Origin of the sequence: Rathayibacter tritici (genome assembly GCF_001641005.1) — a bacterium.
In the GTDB taxonomy this organism is placed as follows: Bacteria; Actinomycetota; Actinomycetes; order Actinomycetales; family Microbacteriaceae; genus Rathayibacter; species Rathayibacter tritici.
The window spans coordinates 2296630-2312863 of the sequence record NZ_CP015515.1 but is presented as its reverse complement, the minus strand read 5'-3'; the positions used below and the strand labels follow the sequence as shown (position 1 = coordinate 2312863).

Here is a 16234-nt window from a genome sequence, read left to right as displayed (position 1 = left end):
GGGAATGCGGTTTGATACCCTGGCTAGTTCTGCCGGCTACGGACATGACGAGGCGGCACGGAATCAGGGATCGATCATCCCTCCGCTCTATCTCACGACCGCCCAGCACTTCTCGTCAGCGGCCGACATGGAGTCGGCGCTCTCGGGTGAGACGGACGGGTGGATCTACAGCAGGCTGGGTAATCCGACCGTTCGCACCCTCGAAGCCGTGGTCGCTGCTCTGGAAGGTTATTGTGTCGACGGCGAAGTGTCAGCGGTCGCGACACCGTCCGGAATGGCTGCCGTGACGCTCGCCACGTCACCTTTCCTCGCGGTGTCGCCGAACGGGCCCCTCAATATCGTTGCCTCCGCTGCCTGCTACGGAGCGACCTTCATGGTCTTCTCACAACGCTATGCCAAGGAGAGGGGAGTCGAGGTACGGTGGATCCCGGAGAACGCCTCCCCCGAGGAGTGGGCTGCGCGAATCGACCAGCACACGCGTTTCGTTTACGCGGAGGTTCCCGCCAACCCGCTACTCTCCCTCGTCGATATCCCCGCTCTCGCCGCTATCGCGCATAATGCCGGCGCTCCTCTCATTATCGACGCGACACTGGCCACGCCGGCTCTGATGCGTCCGCTCGGGTTGGGAGCAGACATCGTCGTCCACGCGCTGGGCAAAGCAGCGGGCGCCAGTGGGACCAGCCTTGCCGGCGCCGTGGTCGCCAGGCGGGGCATCACGTCCTCTGTTGCGGACCCGTCGGTGGCCGAGGACTTCGCGGACTATCTCCGCCGCGGGCCGGTGCGGGATATGGGTGCTGTCCTCAGTCCCTTCACTGCATTCATGATCCTGAATGAAATTCGGGACCTCCGGCGCAGGGTCGATGCGATGTCCTGCTCCGCGTTGACCATTGCCGAACAGCTCCAGACGTCGAATCGTGTCGCCGACGTGTTCTATCCAGGGCTGGCATCGCATCCGAGTCACGAGCTAGCCCGGCAGATGGTGCTGGTCGACAGCGGAGACGAGGCCGACCTCGTCCACCGGTACGGTTTCCTCCTCAGCTTCCGCCCGGTCGGCGGAATCACGGCAGCCACTCGGGTGTTCGATCGATTGAAGCTGGTATGGCGGGCGAACGACCTCGGCCGAGTGAAGAGCACCGCCACGATCCCCGCCATCGGTACGCATCGGCAGGTGGTCGCGACGCCGGGAACACCCCCGATACCACTCGACCTCATCCGGCTGTCCGTTGGTCTCGAGCACGGTGACGACATTCTCGACGACCTGATGCAGGCGCTCGAGACCACATGAGCGCCTGGCCGGAACAGGGCGATCGCAGCAGGCTCTTTCTCCTCGGACTCGGGACGTGGCTGCCCACTAGTCGAGAGACCGTGCGGAACGCCGTCGAGGCAGGTTCCTACGACCCACAGCGTGCTGACAAGGACGACTTCACCAGCGTCGCCGTAGAACCCGCGGCGTTCCCGGCGGAGATGGGTGTGACGGCGGCGCGGCGCGCTCTGGAGGGGGTGGACGTGGATACCGTCGACTGGCTGGCGTGGACATCCATTCACCGTCACGGTCACACGACGCTCTGGCCGCCGGCGAGCTTCGCCCACCACGAACTCCAGCTCAGCTCGGCGGCGCTCGCCTTTTCGCTTAGCCAGGGCTGCAATGCAGCCTTCGTTGCCATGCGGATCGCCGCGGATCATCTGCGGTTGCATCCGCGTTCTGCGGCGCTCATCATCGGCGCGGACCGCTTCGGTGGGTCGCTGTTTAAACGCTGGTCCTCCGACAGCGGCACCGTGTTCGGTGATGCGGCCTCCGCTGTCGTCCTGGCACCTCGCCCGGGTCCGCTCGAGATCCTCCACCTCGATGTCGAGCAGGGCAGCGAGCTCGAACGGCTCTACCGTTTTGAGCAGCCGAGCGAGGAGAACGGGCAGGAGCCGGGCCGAGACTACGACGTCAGCTCGGCGAAGCGTGCATACCTTCGCCAGTACGGCGACGACAGGATTCGGTCCGTCTTCGCGCAGGCCCTCGGGTCGTTGCGGTCACGCCTCCTGGCTCGATTTCCCCTTCTCGAACGGCCGGCGCGGTTCGTCGTCTACCCGAATGTGGGCAGGGGCATCAGCGCGAGTGTGTACGAGGACATCTTCGGCGGCCTCGCCGAGGCGAACTGCTGGGAGTACGGACGCTCGATCGGGCACACGGGGGTCAGCGATCAGATCCTGGCGCTGTCCGATCTCGTCGAGAGGAAGGTGCTGTCGGTCGGTGACCGCGTGCTGCTGATCGGCGCGGGTAACGGGCTGAGCGTCGCGGTGATGCTGGTGGAGGTTCGTTCCTGCAATTCTGGCGCGTTCTAACCCTGGATCGCGCCCGGAGTCCCCCGTACGGGGTCCGCTGAGCGGGAGCCGTTCTCCGCCGCGCTTGGCGAGCAGAACGCCGAACATACGCTCGGCGCTCGCGGCCCTTTCGGCTCGCGTTTCCACTTCTACGACACTCGGGAACGGTACAGACATGGGGAAGACAGCAGGACGATCAGGACGACGGATGGCCGGGGTCGGGGTGGCAGCGCTGGCGCTGCTCGGCGGCCTCGTCATCGCTCAGCCGGCGCAGGCGGCGCAGACGCGCACGGTACTCGCGCTGGGCGACTCGGTCACGCGGGCCGCAACGACCTGCGGGATCAACCGCGACTGCGCGGAGAACTCCTGGGCGACGGGTTCTGCGAGCGCGGTCAAGTCAATCGCGTCCAGACTGGAGGCAGCGGATTCGACGACGTCCGTGCGGACCGCGAACTACGCGAAGTCGGGCAGCCTCATCAGCGGAGTGACGTCGCGGATCTCCGCGGCGGTCGCGGCGGGCGAGCAGCCCGACGTCGTCACCCTTCTGATCGGCGGGAACGACCTCTGCTCGCTGACGCTCGAGCCGAGCGCCGCTGACGGGTACGCGATGACGTCTGCGGCAGGTTTCGCCTCCTCAGCCACTGGGATCATGCGCTCGATCTCGGCGGCGTGGCCGAGAGCGACCGTGCTCGTCTCCTCGATGCCGAACGTGACGGGCGAGTGGAAAGTCGTGAAGCCGACTCTCGGAGCGCTGATCTGGGCCCAAGCCGGTGTCTGCAGCACCACGAGAGGTGTCGACGCCGAGACTGGTGCGGCGCTCACAGGCACGGCGTACTCGGCGTCGGTCGCGGCCGCAGCTGAGCGATCGGCACAGTTCAATCGCAGTCTCGCGGCGGCGTGCTCAGCGACGTCGAACGGCTGCGTCTGGGATGGTGGAGCGCTGTCAGCGACACCCGTCGGGCTCGACAAGCTCTCGACGACTGTCGACTGGTTCCACCCCAACGTGGCGGGCCAGGCGCTGATCGCCGACGTGCTCTGGGATGCCTGGGACCTCGGCGCGGGTCCGACGTCGAGCCCCAGTCCGACTCCCGCGCGCGACACCACCGCGCCGGTGGTCGCGATCACGGCTCCTACCAGCGGTACAACGGTGCGCGGCTCGGTCACGCTCGTCGCCTCGTCGAAGGACGCCGTCGGCACGACTCGCCTGAGCTTCTGGAGCGGCACGACGAAAGTGGGCGATGCGACGAAGGCCAGTGACGGCTCGTGGCGTCTGACGCTGGAGTCGTGGACATACCCGGACGGTCGCTACACCCTGGTAGCGCACGCCTACGATGCCGCCGGCAACGACGGTCGGAGCCCGTCGTTCACGCTGATTCGGTGAGGCCAGCAGGAGGACGCGGTCCGCAGGGACTGCCTCCTCCTGCCCCTTCACCGCCGCGCGAGGAGCAGCGCGTCGGGGCGGTCCCAGTTCTCGACCGTCTGCAAGACCCAGAACACTCCGAAGAGGGCGAGCGCGAGCGCCTCGCCGAGCAGGAGCCACTGCTCGCCCAGCAGCTCCGTGCCGCGTCCGCTGAGGAGAAGGGCGATCAGGGTCGCGTCGACCGCGGCGATCAGCACCGCGAGGGCGGCGTAGCAGCGGGAGTAGAAGCGGGGCGTCCCTGGTCCTGAGGCCCCCTCCTCCCGCACAGCAGCGGCGTGAATGCCGGCGGTGATGGCGATCAGGAAGAAGAAGAGTCCGGCGGCGGCGTAGTGGCCGAGGCGCAGGAAGGATGGGAACGTACTCCATCCGGCCAGCGCGATCAGGAGAGCGGCCGCGATCCCGGTGCGGACGAGCGCCCAGCGGTCCAGAACCCGGTCGAGCGCGAGCAGGACCACCGAGGTCAGCAGGACAGCGGCGGCGGTGATCAGGTAGGCGGGCAGGGACGCGGCGACCTCTTTTGCGGCCCGGTCGGGAAGGCACGCCGTCGCGCCGCCCGGGCAGGCCGTTCCGAGTAGGCGCCGCAGCTCTTCCGAGGTGAGCGGCACCGGCACCAGAGCGATCACCGGCGCCGTCATGCCCGCCAACAGTAAGAGGAAGCGTCGCACGCTCCTCCCGGCGAGGACGACCAGCGCGACGCCGACTGCGACGAGCGCTCCGGTGAAGAGCGAGCGGATCGGCGTGTAGTACGAGGCACTGATCGAGCGCAGCGGGCCGCCGGTGGCGAAGTGCCAGGCGAGGCCGGTTCCGAGGAGTACCACGGCCGCGACCAGGGAGAGGCGCGCGTAGCGGTAGGTACGGAGAGAGGAGAGTACACCGCCCCCGCCCAGTGCGTCACCGTGGGTCATCCAGCTACTCCGCGCGGAGTCCGGAGGAGGCGAGAGCGAAGTCGACGTCGATACGGATCGCGACGCGGAGGGGGTTGGGCCGCGGCGTGCGGTAGCGCGCGGCGTAGAGCTCGACGGCATGCTGCACAGCGTTCGGCTCCTCCTCGATGGTCGCGGGGCCGCCCAGGCTCAGCCAGCGGATGCCGTCGACCTGGCTGACGGTCGCGGTGCCACCGCGCCGCACGTTCAGCACTTTCTGGCTCTCCCGGGAGGTGATGACGCGGACGACCCCGTCCTCGTAGGTGAAGCCGACGGCGACCACGTGCAGGCGGCCCTGGAGGCCGGGGGTGGAGAGGGTCGCCAGGTGGCGCTCGGTAACGAAGGCGAGGCCCTCAGCGCTCAGGATGCTCATGCCGCGAGCGTAGTCGGAGGCACCGACGGGCTCCTGACGCCGAGCCGGGGGGCAAATGCTCCTCCACAGGGTCAATTTGTGGCCATTTTGTGCAGCTCGGACGGATCGGGGCCAGTTTCCGCCATACTGATGTGCGAACGCGAGATAACGTCGGGTCGTCCCATTCAGGAGCGGGACGGTCCCGCTCCACGAAAGGAGGATCATGTTCCGACACACACGGAGAGCAGCATTCCTGGGGGTCGCCGCGGCGGCTCTCCTCACCGGGCTGACGGCCACGCCGGCTCTCGCCTACGGGTCCGGTCAGTCGCAGGTCCAGCCGGGCGGCGGCTGCAACTCCGGCACCTATTACTACCGCAGCGACGCCAAGAACGACCGGGCCAATGCCTTCACCTCGTTCGACGGCTATTGCTGGGGCAACAAGACGGCCGGGGCCCGGCCCATCGCCGACGCGAAGGTGGGCCCCTGGGCCTACAGCGTGGGGAACGTGAGCACGTCGATGGACAAGCCTGCGGGATCGACGGTTCACGGCAACCACACCATCAACGGCGGATACGAGCGGTCGACGTGAGTCGATCACTGAAGAGTGCGGTCGCGGCGGTCCTCGCCGCGGCCGCACTCGCGGGCTGCTCCACCGCGCCTGCCGTGCCGACACCGGGCCAGCCGATGGGAGCCGCGCAGATCCGCGCCCTCGCCCAGGAAGAGGGGGAAGCGGGTCACGCCCAGCAGCAGGCTGCACTCGAGGACGGCGCGGTGACCTTCCAGGAGTACGACGAGGCGTTCGCCCGTCTTGAGTCGTGTCTGACCGAGCACGGCGTCACGGTCGAGGGTCCCGTCGTCAGCCCCGTCGACGGGGTGCGCTACGAGTTCAGCTCCGACTTCGGCAGCCGCGAGCAGTCCGCGGCTCTCGCCGACATCGACGAGTGCAACGCCGTGCACTGGACGAGCGTGGCCAAGGCCTACGAACTGTCGCAGCCGCAGAGTATGGATCCGCCCCTGGTCGAGGCGACGTCCGCCTGCCTTCACGCCCGCGGGCTCGACCCCGCACCGGAGGCCGACGTCATCGCCGAGTTCGTGAAGTCGGTCGGTGAGGAGAACGGGGACGCCGTGCTCGAATGCGTGCAGCACGAAGGGGCACGCCTCTACCCGGATCTGCCCTCCCTCACGGCCGGGTACTGATCATGAGCGGTGTGGAACGGCACTGGGCGGCTCGGCTCCGGCGCGGCTCGGTGATCGCTGCCCGGACCCTGCTCGCGCTCGGACTAGTGGCCTGGACCGTGCTGCCGGTGGCAGGATTCGTGCTGCTCGAGCGTTCCACCGCGTCCGCTGGTCTCGCACCCCCGGTCGACGTCTGGGCTCCGGTGCAGCCGGGCGCGGAGCACGAGCGCAGGACGGTCGGAGTGGTGCTGAGTCGGGCCGCCGCGCCCGAGCTCTACGCGCCGGCCTGGAGCGGGGTGGTCGAGGCGTCGAGCGCGAGTCCGGGAGCCGTGCTGCGCAGCGGGGACATCATCGCGACGATCGCCGGGATCGACCGGATGGCCGTCGCTTCTGAGCGGCCGTTCTCGACGGAGCTGCGGGTCGGCGACGAGGGGGATGACGCCGCGGCTCTCAACGAGCTGCTACGCGGACTCGACCTCGACGCGCCCGACTCCCACCGGTTCACGGTGCCCACGCTGCGCGCGGTCCGGGAGCTCGCTCACTCCCTCGGAGTGCCCGGGACAGCGGACCTGCAGACCTTCGACCCGGCATGGCTCGTGTACCTCCCGAGCAGCCAGGTGACGATCGCGACCTCCGCCCTGTACGTCGGCGCGCTCGCACCGGCGCCCGGACAGTCCCTCGCCACGACCCGGCCGGCCGTGACCTCCGCCGTCCTGGACGCGGTGACGACGGCCGACGCCGGCGAGGGGGGCGCGACGGGCGTGCAGGAGGCGACTACCGCGGCCGAGAGCGAGCGGCTCGAGATCGTCGGCACGGCGCTGCCGCTGTCGGAGGACCGGCGCAGTATCGCTGCGTCCGGACTCGCCGATCTGCAGCGGCTCGTCGCGGACGACCGGGCCCGGGCCGACGGGGTGCTGGTCGCGGATGCCGCAGCGGGCACCGTGGTCGTCCCGAGCGCGGCGCTTGGCACCGACGGCACCTGCGTGCTCGCGCGCGCGGCGGGAGGCGCGGCGCAGCGGCGCGAGGTCGCTGTAGAGTCGAGTTCGCTCGGCCGTTCAACCGTCTCGGGAGACCTGGCGAGTGGGGATGAGGTACTGGTGGCCGCCGGCACCGGGGATCCGCCGTGCTGACCGGGGCGTCCACTACCTTCCGAGCTGCCGCAGCGAGAGAGTCGTCGATGCTGATCGAGGCGTCCACTGTGCGGGTGGTGTTCGGTGGCCGCCCGGTCCTGCAGGACGTGGCGCTCTCGGTGTCGGCGGGCGAGGCGGTCGCGCTCTGCGGTCCCTCGGGCGCCGGGAAGTCGACGCTGCTCGCGGTACTCGCCGGTCAGCTCCGCCCGGATTCCGGTCGAATCCGCACCGTGCCGCCGGAGCGGATCGCCTGGATCGTCCAGTCCACTCCTCTCCTCGCTCGGCGGACGGCCCTCGACAATGCAGCGCTCGGCGCACTTGCGCGGGGCGCACGGCGACGGGAGGCGGAGGCGGAGGCGGACCGTGCGCTGCTCGCGGTCGGGGTGGCGGGGCTGCGCGACCGGCCGGTGCACGAGCTGTCGGGAGGGGAACGGCAGCGGATCGCGGTGGCGCGCGCGGTGGTCGCCCGCAGCGAGGTGATCCTCGCGGACGAGCCGACCGCCTCGCTCGATCCCCAGTCGCGCGCGCTCGTGATCCGGGCGCTTCTCGGCGCTACGGCGACGGGTGCGGCAGTGATCGTCGCGACCCACGATCCGGTTGTGGCCGCGGCGTGCGATCGGGCGGTGCTGCTCGACGGCGGAGTGCTCGAGCACGAAGTACGCGAGCACACAACACGTGAGCACGGACTACTCGAGCGCGGTGAACCGCGGTGAGACGCCTCAGAGCGCACTCGGTCGTGACCGAGGCGGCGCGGAACGCCCGTGCGCGCCCCTGGCCCGGCCTGCTCGCTGCCGTTGCCGCGCTGCTGGCCGGGCTGCTGGTGCCGACCCTCACCTCCGTCGAGATCGGCGCACTCGAGGCCAAGGCCGCGGCGCTCGTCACCGACGGTGCGACGGTGGTCTCGATCACCGCGGCGGAGCGCCGGCCACTCCCGGCAGCGAGGTGCGAGGAGTTGCGCGGGGTCGAGGGAGTTGTCGCGGCGGGCGGCACGATCGCGACGAGCACCATCCACGACGCGGACGGATCGGCGATCTCGCTGCTGCAGGTGACGGCCGGCTTCCCCCGAGTCCTCTGGCCGGGCGACGCCCTCAGAACCGACCTGCCGGCCTCAGCTGTGGCGGGCCGGCTGCTCGCCGAGCGCGCCGGCCTCCTCGGTCCGGGCTTCGTCGTCGGGCTCGTCGACGGCGATCCGGCGGCGCAGACGCGGGTGGACCAGATCGCCGGCCCTTCGCCTCGACTGCCGTTCGCCGATCGGGCGCTGGTCGTGGTCGAGCCGGCCGGTCGAACCGTTCAGGAGTGCCTCGTCGAAGCGGAGCCGGGCGCGGCCGCGGCGGTCGGCGCACTCGCCGCCTCCTGGTTCCCGGCCGACCTCCAGACGACCGCCGCCCCGATCGCCCCCGCCCTCGGCGGGATCGGAGCGCTCGACGCGGAGGTCGAAGGGCGCCTTTCCCGAATCGGCGCACTCCTCGGCACCCTGCTCTGCGCGCTCGGGCTCGCGGCCTCCTGGCTCGCGCAGCGCGCCGACATCGCGCTCTACCGCAGCCTCGGCCTCTCGACCGGGCGCCTGCTCCTCATGCTCGCTGTGCAGGCAGCCCTCACCACGGGGGTCGGCGTCGTCACCGGACTGGGCGCGGCGGTCGTGCTCCTGCCGTGGTCGCCGCTGGCGCTCCGGCTCGCGGCGACGGACGCGACGGCGATGCTCGCGCTGATGACGGCACTGCCCCTCCTGGGTGCGGCGATTCTCCCCCGAGGACGGGGGCTCGATGCCCTGCGCGGACGGTGACCGGTGCGCTCAGCCCTCGAGGATCAGTGCCTCGCCCTGCCCGCCGCCGCCGCAGAGTGCGGCAACGCCCAGCCCCCCGCCTCGGCGGCGCAGCGCGAGCGCCAGGTGCAGGGCCAGTCGGGCGCCGGAAGCGCCCACCGGGTGGCCGAGCGCGATCGCCCCGCCGTCGAGATTGATCGACTCGGGTGCGACGCCCAGGTCGTCCGCCGACTGCAGGACCACCGACGCGAACGCCTCGTTAATCTCGATCAGGTCGAGATCCGTCACCGCGGCTCCGCGCCTGCCGAGTGCTTGCAGGATCGCGGCCGACGGCTGCGAGTGCAGGGAGTTGTCCGGCCCGGCGACCTGGCCGTGCTCGGCGATCGTCGCGAGCCACGGCAGCCCGCGCTCCCGGGCCCAACCGCGCGAGACGACCACGAGAGCGGCCGCTCCATCGGTGATCGGCGACGAACTGCCCGCCGTAATCGTGCCCTCCGGCGAGAACGCGGGGGCCAAGCGAGCGAGCGTCTCGACGGTGCTGTCCTCCCGGATCCCGTCGTCCGCCGAGACGACGAGATCCGCACCGCGACGCTGCGGCACCGCGACCGGCACACTCTCTTCGGCGAGTACGCCGGTCGCCCGCGCCTGCGCGGCTCGCCGATGCGACAGCGCGGCGAACGCGTCCTGGCGGTCGCGGCGGATGCCCCGCGCGGTGGTGCCATCGTCCGTCACCCGTCCCATCAGACGCCCGTCGAACGGATCGAGCAGGCCGTCATGCAGCAGGGCGTCCTCGAGCGGACGTGCGCCGACGCCCAGACCGGAGCGGGAGGCGAGCAGGAGGTGCGGCGCGTTGGTCATCGACTCCTGCCCGCCGGCCACGACGACCTGCGCCTCGCCGAGCCTGATCATCCGCGCGGCGTCGATGACGGCGGTAAGGCCCGACAGGCAGAGCTTGTTGATCGTGACCGCCGGGACGTCCCAGCCCAGGCCCGCGAGGACGGCGGTCTGTCGGGCCGGTCCCTGGCCGGCTCCCGCCTGGATCACCTGACCGAGCACGACCGCGTCGACGTCGGCAGCTGAGGCGCCCGAGCGGTCGAGGGCCCCGCGGACGGCGACGGCGCCGAGCTCGACGCCGGACAGGGGAGCGAATAGCCCGGCGAAGCGGGCGAACGGGGTGCGGGCTCCCCCCAGAATCACGGGGGTGGTGTCGTCAGTGGACACGAGGACTCCTTCTCGACGGTGAGAGCGGTGGAAGCGGTGGAAGCGGTGGAAGCGGTGGAAGCGGTGGAAGCGGTGAACGCGGTGGGCGAGACGGGCGGCGCGGGGATCGGACCCGGCTCACGGCACGAGCACGATCTTCCCGCGCACGTGCCCGTCCTCGCTGAGCCGGTGCGCCTCGGCGGCCTGCTCGAGGGGGAGGCGCGGGCCGATCTCGACCGAGAAGCGGCCTTCGCTCGCCAGCCGGGCCGCCAGCGGCACGCCCTCGCGGCGGAGGCGCTGCTCCTCCTCGGTCAGCGGCACGGGACTCCCGCCCATCCAGGCGCGAATGCCGAGCTCGGCGGCCCGCGCGCCGACCACGACCGTGCCGATGTGCTGCGGATCCGCGACCAGCGCGAGCGAGGCCTCCAGGGCCTCGTCCGTCCCCGCCGCGTCGAGCACGCGGTCGACGCCCTCGGGCGCCGCGGCGCGCAGCCGCTCCAGTAGTCCCGGCCCATAAGCGACAGGCACCGCTCCGAGTCCGCGCAACACCTCGTGGTTCGCCGGGCTCGCGGTGGCGATGACCCGGGCACCCCGGTCGACGGCGAACTGGATCGCAGCGCGACCGACCGCTCCGGCACCCGCGTGGACCAGGAACGACGATCCTTCCGCGACTCCGAGCGAGATGACGGCCTGGTAGGCGGTGGAGGCCGGGATGCCCAGAGCCGCCGCCTCCTCGAAGCCGAGTCCGTCCGGGAGCGGGTCGAGCGCGTCGGGGGAGACGGCGAGCGCGGAGGCGTAGGTGCCGGTGGCGCCGCTGACGATCACCCGGTCGTCGACGCTCCACCCCACCACACCCGGACCGACGGCCACGATCACTCCGGAGCCGTCCGACCCGAGCCGCCGGGGACCGTCGAACGGCGGGCTCGGGCGCAGTCCGGAGCGCACCTTCCACTCGATCGGGTTCACGCCGGCGGCGCGGATAGCGACCACCACGGCTCCGGGCCCCGCCACGGGATTCGGTGCCTCGACCAGCTCGAGTACCTCGGGCCCGCCGATGCGCTCGTACTGCACGATCCTCGCCATGTCGTCCTCCTCGCCGCTGGGCCGCCGCCCGCGCCCGTCTCGATCCGTCACCGGTACGCGTCAGTCCAGCAGACTCTCGCGCACCTCGCGCCGCAAGACCTTGCCGATCAGTGAGGTCGGCAGCTCATCCACCGGCACGACCCGCTTGGGCACCTTGTACGGCGTGAGGTACAGGCGGCAGAAGTCGCGGAGCGCCTCGGGGTCCACGGCCGTTCCGGCGCGCAGCACGACTGCCGCCGCGACGCTCTCGCCGCCATCGGCGCGGGGGAGCCCGACGACGGCCGCACGCACTACATCGGGGTGCGACTCCAGCACCCCCTCCACCTCGGAGGGCGACACGTTGAAGCCGCCGGTGATGATCAGCTCCTTCGCTCGGTCGACGATCGTCACGAAGCCGTCGCCCGAGACGGTCGCGATGTCACCGGTGCGGAGCCAGCCACCGGGGAGGAGGGCCTCGGCCGTCTCCTCCGGCCGCTTCCAGTAGCCCTGGAACACCTGCGGCCCGTGCAGAAGCAGCTCGCCGGATTCGCCGGGAGCGCAGTCGACCGAGGGATCGGCGGGGTCGACGAGGCGGATCGTCGTGCTCGGGAACGGCACGCCGACCGTGCCGGGCCGGCGGGTCGGGCCGACCGGGTTGCCGAGGGCGACGGGGGAACTCTCGGTCATGCCGTAGCCCTCGACCAGGAGCCCTCGACTCGCGCGCTCCCAGCGATCCACCGTCGCCACCGGCAGGCTCATCGCCCCGGAGATGGCGAAGCGGATGCCGCGCAGGTCGAGTTCATTCCGCTCGGAGGCCCGCGCGAGCGCGTCGTAGACGGGCGGCACCGCGGGGAGGAACGTGGGTGGCGACCCCTTCGCGGCGGCCTTCACGAGCTCGACGTCGAAGGTCGGGAACAGCACGACTTTCGCGCCGATGCTGATCGCGAAGGTCAGGCAGAGCGTCAGCCCGTAGGCGTGGAACAGCGGGAGTACCGCATAGAACGTCTCGTCGCCCTCCCGCAGGCCCGGCACCCAGGCCCGGCCCTGCAGCGCGTTGGCGCGGAGGTTCGCGTGCGAGAGGATCGCGCCTTTCGGGGTCCCGCTCGTGCCGCTGGTGTATTGCAGCAGCGCCGTGTCGCCGAGGGTGGGCCGCGGGTGCGAACGCGCAAGGCGTCGGTTCTTCAGGAGTGACGCGAAGGCCACCAGGGAGCGGCTGCGGGGAGTCGCGGTCAACTTCGCGCGGGACCGGCGCGCGGCCGGCAGGGGGAGCCGCAGCGCCAGGCGCTTGGCGAGCGGGAAGGAGCGCGTCAGGTCGACCGAGACGACCCGTTCGATGCCCAGATCGGCGGGCATCGTCGCGACGACGTCGGCGATCATGTTCCAGACGACCGCGAATCGGGCGCCGTGGTCCTCGAACTGCCGGCGCAATTCGCGCGGAGTGTAGAGCGGGTTGTGCTCGACCACGATCGCGCCGAGGCGGAGCGCTGCGTAGAAGGCGATCACGTGCTCCGGGCAGTTGGGCAGCACCAGAGCGACCCGGTCGCCCGCGCGCACGCCCAGGCGGCGCAGTCCCTCCGCGGCGCGGGCGACCTGCTCGCCGAGTTCGGCGTAGCTGGTCGTGGCGCCGAAGAACTCGAGCGCCGTGCCGCGGCGGTACTGGGCGACTGAGTCGTCGAGGAGGTCGACGAGGGTCTGGGTGGGCGGGTCGATCTCGGCGGGCACGCCCTCCGCGTAGGAGGTCAGCCACGGCTTCATCGCCAGGTTCGAGGATCCGGACGTCACGGGCCGAGTATCGGGCACCCGCCTCCGCACTTCCTCCAAGGCCCGCGGAGGGGGGTGCCGTCGCGGCCGAGCGCGCGGCAGGCTGGCCGTATGAGCGCAGCCATCGATCTCCTCCGCGACGCCTTCGGCCGGGTGCACGAGAACGTGCACGCCGTCCTCGACGACAGCACCCCCGAGCAGCTCGCGTTCCGCGCGGACGCCCGCTCGAACTCGCCGGCCTGGCTCGTCTGGCACCTGCTCCGGGTGCAGGACGACCACCTCGCCCCGCTCGCCGGCCATGAGCAGGTCTGGACCGCCGACGGATTCCACGGCCGCTCCGGCCTAGCGTTCGGACCCGGCGAGACCGGCTACGGGCAGGAGCCCGCGGAGGTGGCGGCGCTCGCCGCGGTTCCCGCCGCGCTGCTCGCCGAGTACGCAGACGCCGTACACGAGCGGACGCTGGCGTACCTGGACACGCTCGGCGACGAGGATCTCGAGCGCGTCGTTGATGAGCAGTGGGATCCGCCGGTGACCCTCGGGGTGCGCCTGGTCTCGGTGATCGACGACGACAGCCAGCACGTCGGCCAGGCCGCGTACGCGAAGGGGATCGCCGAGCGCTCCGCCGGCTGAGCCCGGCGCCTACGCTGGCGGGTGCGCGCGATCCGGACCCTGCCTGCCAGCGTCGTCCTCGTCCTCGCGACCGCGCTGACTCTCGTCGGCTCCTGGATCCCCTCCTACTGGAACGACGAGGTCGCGACCCTCCGCCTGGCGCGGCTACCGCTGGATCAGCTCCTCGCCTTCGTGCAGGAGAAGGACGCGGTGCACCTGGTCTACGGCCTGCTGATGCACGGCTGGATCGCGGTTGCCGGAGAATCGGAGTTCGCGGTCCGCGCTCCGTCCGCCCTGGCGACGGGTGCGGCGGCGGCGGGCGTCGTGCTGCTGCTGCGGGAGTTCGATCGGCCTCGGGCCGCGCTGCTCGCCGCGGCCGTGCTGGTGGTGCTCCCTCGGTCCTCGTTCTCGGGGACCGAGGCGCGCTCCTCCGCCCTGGTCACCGCCCTGGTGGTGGGAGCGGCGGTGCTGATCGTGCACGCGGCGCGCTCCGGCGGGGCCCTGCGCTGGGCGGCGTTCGTGGCCGTCGCGGGGCTTGCGAATGCCGTGTTCCTCTACTGCGTCCTGGTGCTGCCGGCGTTCGTCGCCCTCGCCGTGGCGGCCGCGCCCCGGAACGCCGTGCGGGCTCTGGCGGCGAGCGGCCTCTCGGCTCTGAGCGCGGTGCCGGTACTGCTGCTGGCGGCCGGGCAGAGCGGGCAGGTCGGCTGGCTTCGCTCGCAGCCGGTGAACGCGTTCACGGTCCTGGTCGAACCGTTCGTCGGATCCGCGTGGTGGCTCGCGGTGATCGTCGTCGTCCTGCTCGGGGTCGCGGCGGCGCGGGGCGCCCTGCGGACACCGCTCCTGTCGGCACTGCTGTTCTGGCTCGCGCTGCCGACGGCGGTGCTGGTGCTCGGGACACTCGTCGTCGGGCCGATGTTCACGCCGCGGTACGTCGCCTCCAGCGCGCCCGCTCTCGCGGTCCTCACCGGGCTCGCACTCGGCTCCTGGACCCGGCGCACGGGCCTCGCGCTCCTCGCTCTGATCATCGCGGCCGCCCTGCCGGTCCTGGTGCAGATGCGCACCGCCGCCGGAAAACCGGCCGGGCAGGACCTCCGCGCCCTCGCCACCGCCATCCAGGAGCGAGCTCATCCCGGCGACGCCGTCCTCCTCGGCTCCTCCGGCACAGTGTCGCTCCAACCGCGTCTGGCCCTCGCCGCCTACCCGGAGGCGTTTGCGGGCCTGGACGACGTCGCCTTCGCCCACCCGTACGCGGACACAGGCAGCTACTCCGACGCACTGCTGGAGGGCGAGCCCCTCCGCGCGGCACTCGCGGGAGAGGACCGGATCTGGCAGGCGCTGCCCGAGGGCGAGGCGGATGACGTGCTCGTGGAGGCGGGGTTCGTCGCCCGTGAGCAGCTGCGGGTGCCGACGGTCGTGCTCACCCTCTGGGAGCGCCCGGGGGGCGGCTGACGGGACCCGCAGCCGCACGCCAGCCCCCCCATCAGCGCACGCCCGGAGACCCGACGACGGGAGCCGCTACCCTTGTCCCCGGCGCCGTCATGGAGCGGTGGCGCCCGCGGAGCGAGGACCGCGCCACCGAGAGGAACCGACCGTGACGTTGCCTGAGACCACCACCGCCGCCATCGCGAAGCGGAAGGGGCGCGACGTCGCCCCGGAGATCGCGCGCTCCTGGCTGCTGGTGAACGCCACCCGCACCGAGACGTTCGACGACGCACACGCCTCCCGCGCCGACCAGATCGTCCTCGACATCGAGGACGCGGTCGACCCCAAGGCCAAGCCCGACGCACGGGCCGATGTCGTCGAGTGGCTGACCGGTGAGAAGCGCGCGTGGGTCCGCATCAACGACCACTCCACACCATTCTGGTCCGACGACGTCGACGCGCTGAAGGGTCTGCCCGGCCTCGCCGGTGTCATGCTCGCCAAGACCGAGGCCGCCGAGCACGTCACCGAGACCTTCGACCGCCTCGGCGGTGCCACTCCGGTGCTCGCTCTGGTCGAGTCCGCACTCGGCATCGAGGAGGCGGTCTCGATCGCCCGCGCCCGCGGCACCTTCCGACTCGCGTTCGGCAGCGGCGACTACCGCCGCGACACCGGCACCAGCGCCGAAGACCTTGCGATGGCGTACCCGCGCTCGCGCCTGGTCGTCGCCTCCCGCATCGGCGACCTGCCCGGCCCGATCGATGGACCGACCGTCTCGAACAGCCACCCCGTCCTGCGCGAGCAGTCGGCGCTCACCGTCTCGCTGGGCCTCACCGGCAAGCTTTGCCTCGACACCGAGCAGCTCGCCGTGATCAACGAGGTCATCAGCCCGACGCCGTCCGATGTCGCCTGGGCCCGCGACTTCCTCGAGGAGTTCGAGGCCCGCGGGCGCGTCATCCGCGACGGCAGTGACCTGCCGCGCCTCGGCCGCGCGAAGAAGATCGACAAGCTCGCGACCGCGTTCGGCGTCAACCCGCTGTGAGCCGTCGCGGGGCGGGTGCCTGCGCGGCACACTGAGGGAGCCGCGGAGACCGTCTGCGCCGAAGG

General features: G+C 71.5%; 16 protein-coding genes. 11 read left to right on the top strand and 5 right to left on the bottom strand.

The features are described from left to right. The first annotated feature begins 4 nt into the window (after window positions 1-4). From A6122_RS10460 to A6122_RS10450, 3 genes are all read left to right on the top strand, one after another. Window positions 5-1285, top strand: coding sequence for a trans-sulfuration enzyme family protein (locus tag A6122_RS10460; RefSeq protein ID WP_068254627.1), 1281 nt, complete (start codon window positions 5-7; stop codon window positions 1283-1285). Further along, the gene (locus A6122_RS10455; protein ID WP_084415964.1) at window positions 1282-2334 is read left to right on the top strand and encodes a ketoacyl-ACP synthase III family protein; all 1053 of its coding nucleotides are present in this window, start codon (window positions 1282-1284) and stop codon (window positions 2332-2334) included. The genes A6122_RS10460 and A6122_RS10455 overlap by 4 nt, the downstream gene beginning before the upstream one ends. A gap of 154 nt (window positions 2335-2488) precedes the next feature. Then, window positions 2489-3694 (top strand): SGNH/GDSL hydrolase family protein, encoded by a 1206-nt coding sequence (locus A6122_RS10450; protein WP_084415963.1) that lies wholly within the window; start codon window positions 2489-2491, stop codon window positions 3692-3694. A gap of 47 nt (window positions 3695-3741) precedes the next feature. On the opposite strand, the gene A6122_RS10445 is transcribed toward A6122_RS10450, so the two are convergent. Next, complete coding sequence (locus A6122_RS10445) at window positions 3742-4638, bottom strand: hypothetical protein (protein ID WP_068254618.1); 897 nt, start codon at window positions 4636-4638, stop codon at window positions 3742-3744. Window positions 4639-4642: 4 nt separating this feature from the next. Continuing rightward, a complete protein-coding gene (locus A6122_RS10440) occupies window positions 4643-5029 on the bottom strand; it encodes a pyridoxamine 5'-phosphate oxidase family protein (protein WP_068254615.1) in 387 nt (128 codons plus the stop codon). Between the two features lie 202 nt (window positions 5030-5231). On the opposite strand from A6122_RS10440, the gene A6122_RS10435 reads away from it, so the two are divergent. The 5 genes from A6122_RS10435 to A6122_RS10415 are packed head-to-tail and all read left to right on the top strand — an operon-like array spanning window position 5232 to window position 9097. Beyond that, a complete protein-coding gene (locus A6122_RS10435; RefSeq protein WP_068254605.1) occupies window positions 5232-5597 on the top strand; it encodes a hypothetical protein in 366 nt (121 codons plus the stop codon). Next, window positions 5594-6205 (top strand): hypothetical protein, encoded by a 612-nt coding sequence (locus A6122_RS10430; protein ID WP_068254602.1) that lies wholly within the window; start codon window positions 5594-5596, stop codon window positions 6203-6205. The genes A6122_RS10435 and A6122_RS10430 overlap by 4 nt, the downstream gene beginning before the upstream one ends. 2 nt (window positions 6206-6207) lie before the next feature. Then, entirely contained in the window at window positions 6208-7314 is a 1107-nt protein-coding gene (locus tag A6122_RS10425; protein ID WP_068254600.1) for a hypothetical protein, read from the top strand. Window positions 7315-7361: 47 nt separating this feature from the next. Then, window positions 7362-8027 (top strand): ABC transporter ATP-binding protein, encoded by a 666-nt coding sequence (locus A6122_RS10420; protein WP_084415962.1) that lies wholly within the window; start codon window positions 7362-7364, stop codon window positions 8025-8027. Beyond that, window positions 8024-9097 carry an ABC transporter permease family protein gene (locus A6122_RS10415; RefSeq protein WP_068254597.1) on the top strand — a complete coding sequence of 358 codons (1074 nt, stop codon included), beginning with the start codon at window positions 8024-8026 and terminating at the stop codon, window positions 9095-9097. Before A6122_RS10420 ends, A6122_RS10415 begins: the two co-directional genes overlap by 4 nt. 9 nt (window positions 9098-9106) lie before the next feature. On the opposite strand, the gene A6122_RS10410 is transcribed toward A6122_RS10415, so the two are convergent. The 3 genes from A6122_RS10410 to A6122_RS10400 all read right to left on the bottom strand — a co-directional run bounded on the left by A6122_RS10410 (window position 9107) and on the right by A6122_RS10400 (window position 13120). Further along, a complete protein-coding gene (locus A6122_RS10410) occupies window positions 9107-10297 on the bottom strand; it encodes an acetyl-CoA C-acyltransferase (protein ID WP_068254596.1) in 1191 nt (396 codons plus the stop codon). A gap of 117 nt (window positions 10298-10414) precedes the next feature. Continuing rightward, complete coding sequence (locus tag A6122_RS10405; protein WP_068254594.1) at window positions 10415-11359, bottom strand: NADP-dependent oxidoreductase; 945 nt, start codon at window positions 11357-11359, stop codon at window positions 10415-10417. A 60-nt stretch (window positions 11360-11419) separates the two neighbouring features. Then, on the bottom strand, window positions 11420-13120 hold the full coding sequence (locus A6122_RS10400) for a long-chain-fatty-acid--CoA ligase (RefSeq protein ID WP_257722297.1): 1701 nt from the start codon (window positions 13118-13120) through the stop codon (window positions 11420-11422). Between the two features lie 90 nt (window positions 13121-13210). Here A6122_RS10400 and A6122_RS10395 point away from each other — a divergent pair, with 90 nt between their 5' ends. The 3 genes from A6122_RS10395 (at window position 13211) to A6122_RS10385 (ending at window position 16169) form a co-directional block, all read left to right on the top strand. Beyond that, window positions 13211-13729, top strand: coding sequence for a mycothiol transferase (locus A6122_RS10395; protein ID WP_068254591.1), 519 nt, complete (start codon window positions 13211-13213; stop codon window positions 13727-13729). A 21-nt stretch (window positions 13730-13750) separates the two neighbouring features. After that, on the top strand, window positions 13751-15157 hold the full coding sequence (locus A6122_RS10390; RefSeq protein WP_068254588.1) for a glycosyltransferase family 39 protein: 1407 nt from the start codon (window positions 13751-13753) through the stop codon (window positions 15155-15157). 148 nt (window positions 15158-15305) lie between these two features. Further along, the gene (locus A6122_RS10385; RefSeq protein WP_237358276.1) at window positions 15306-16169 is read left to right on the top strand and encodes an HpcH/HpaI aldolase/citrate lyase family protein; all 864 of its coding nucleotides are present in this window, start codon (window positions 15306-15308) and stop codon (window positions 16167-16169) included. Window positions 16170-16234 lie beyond the last annotated feature (65 nt).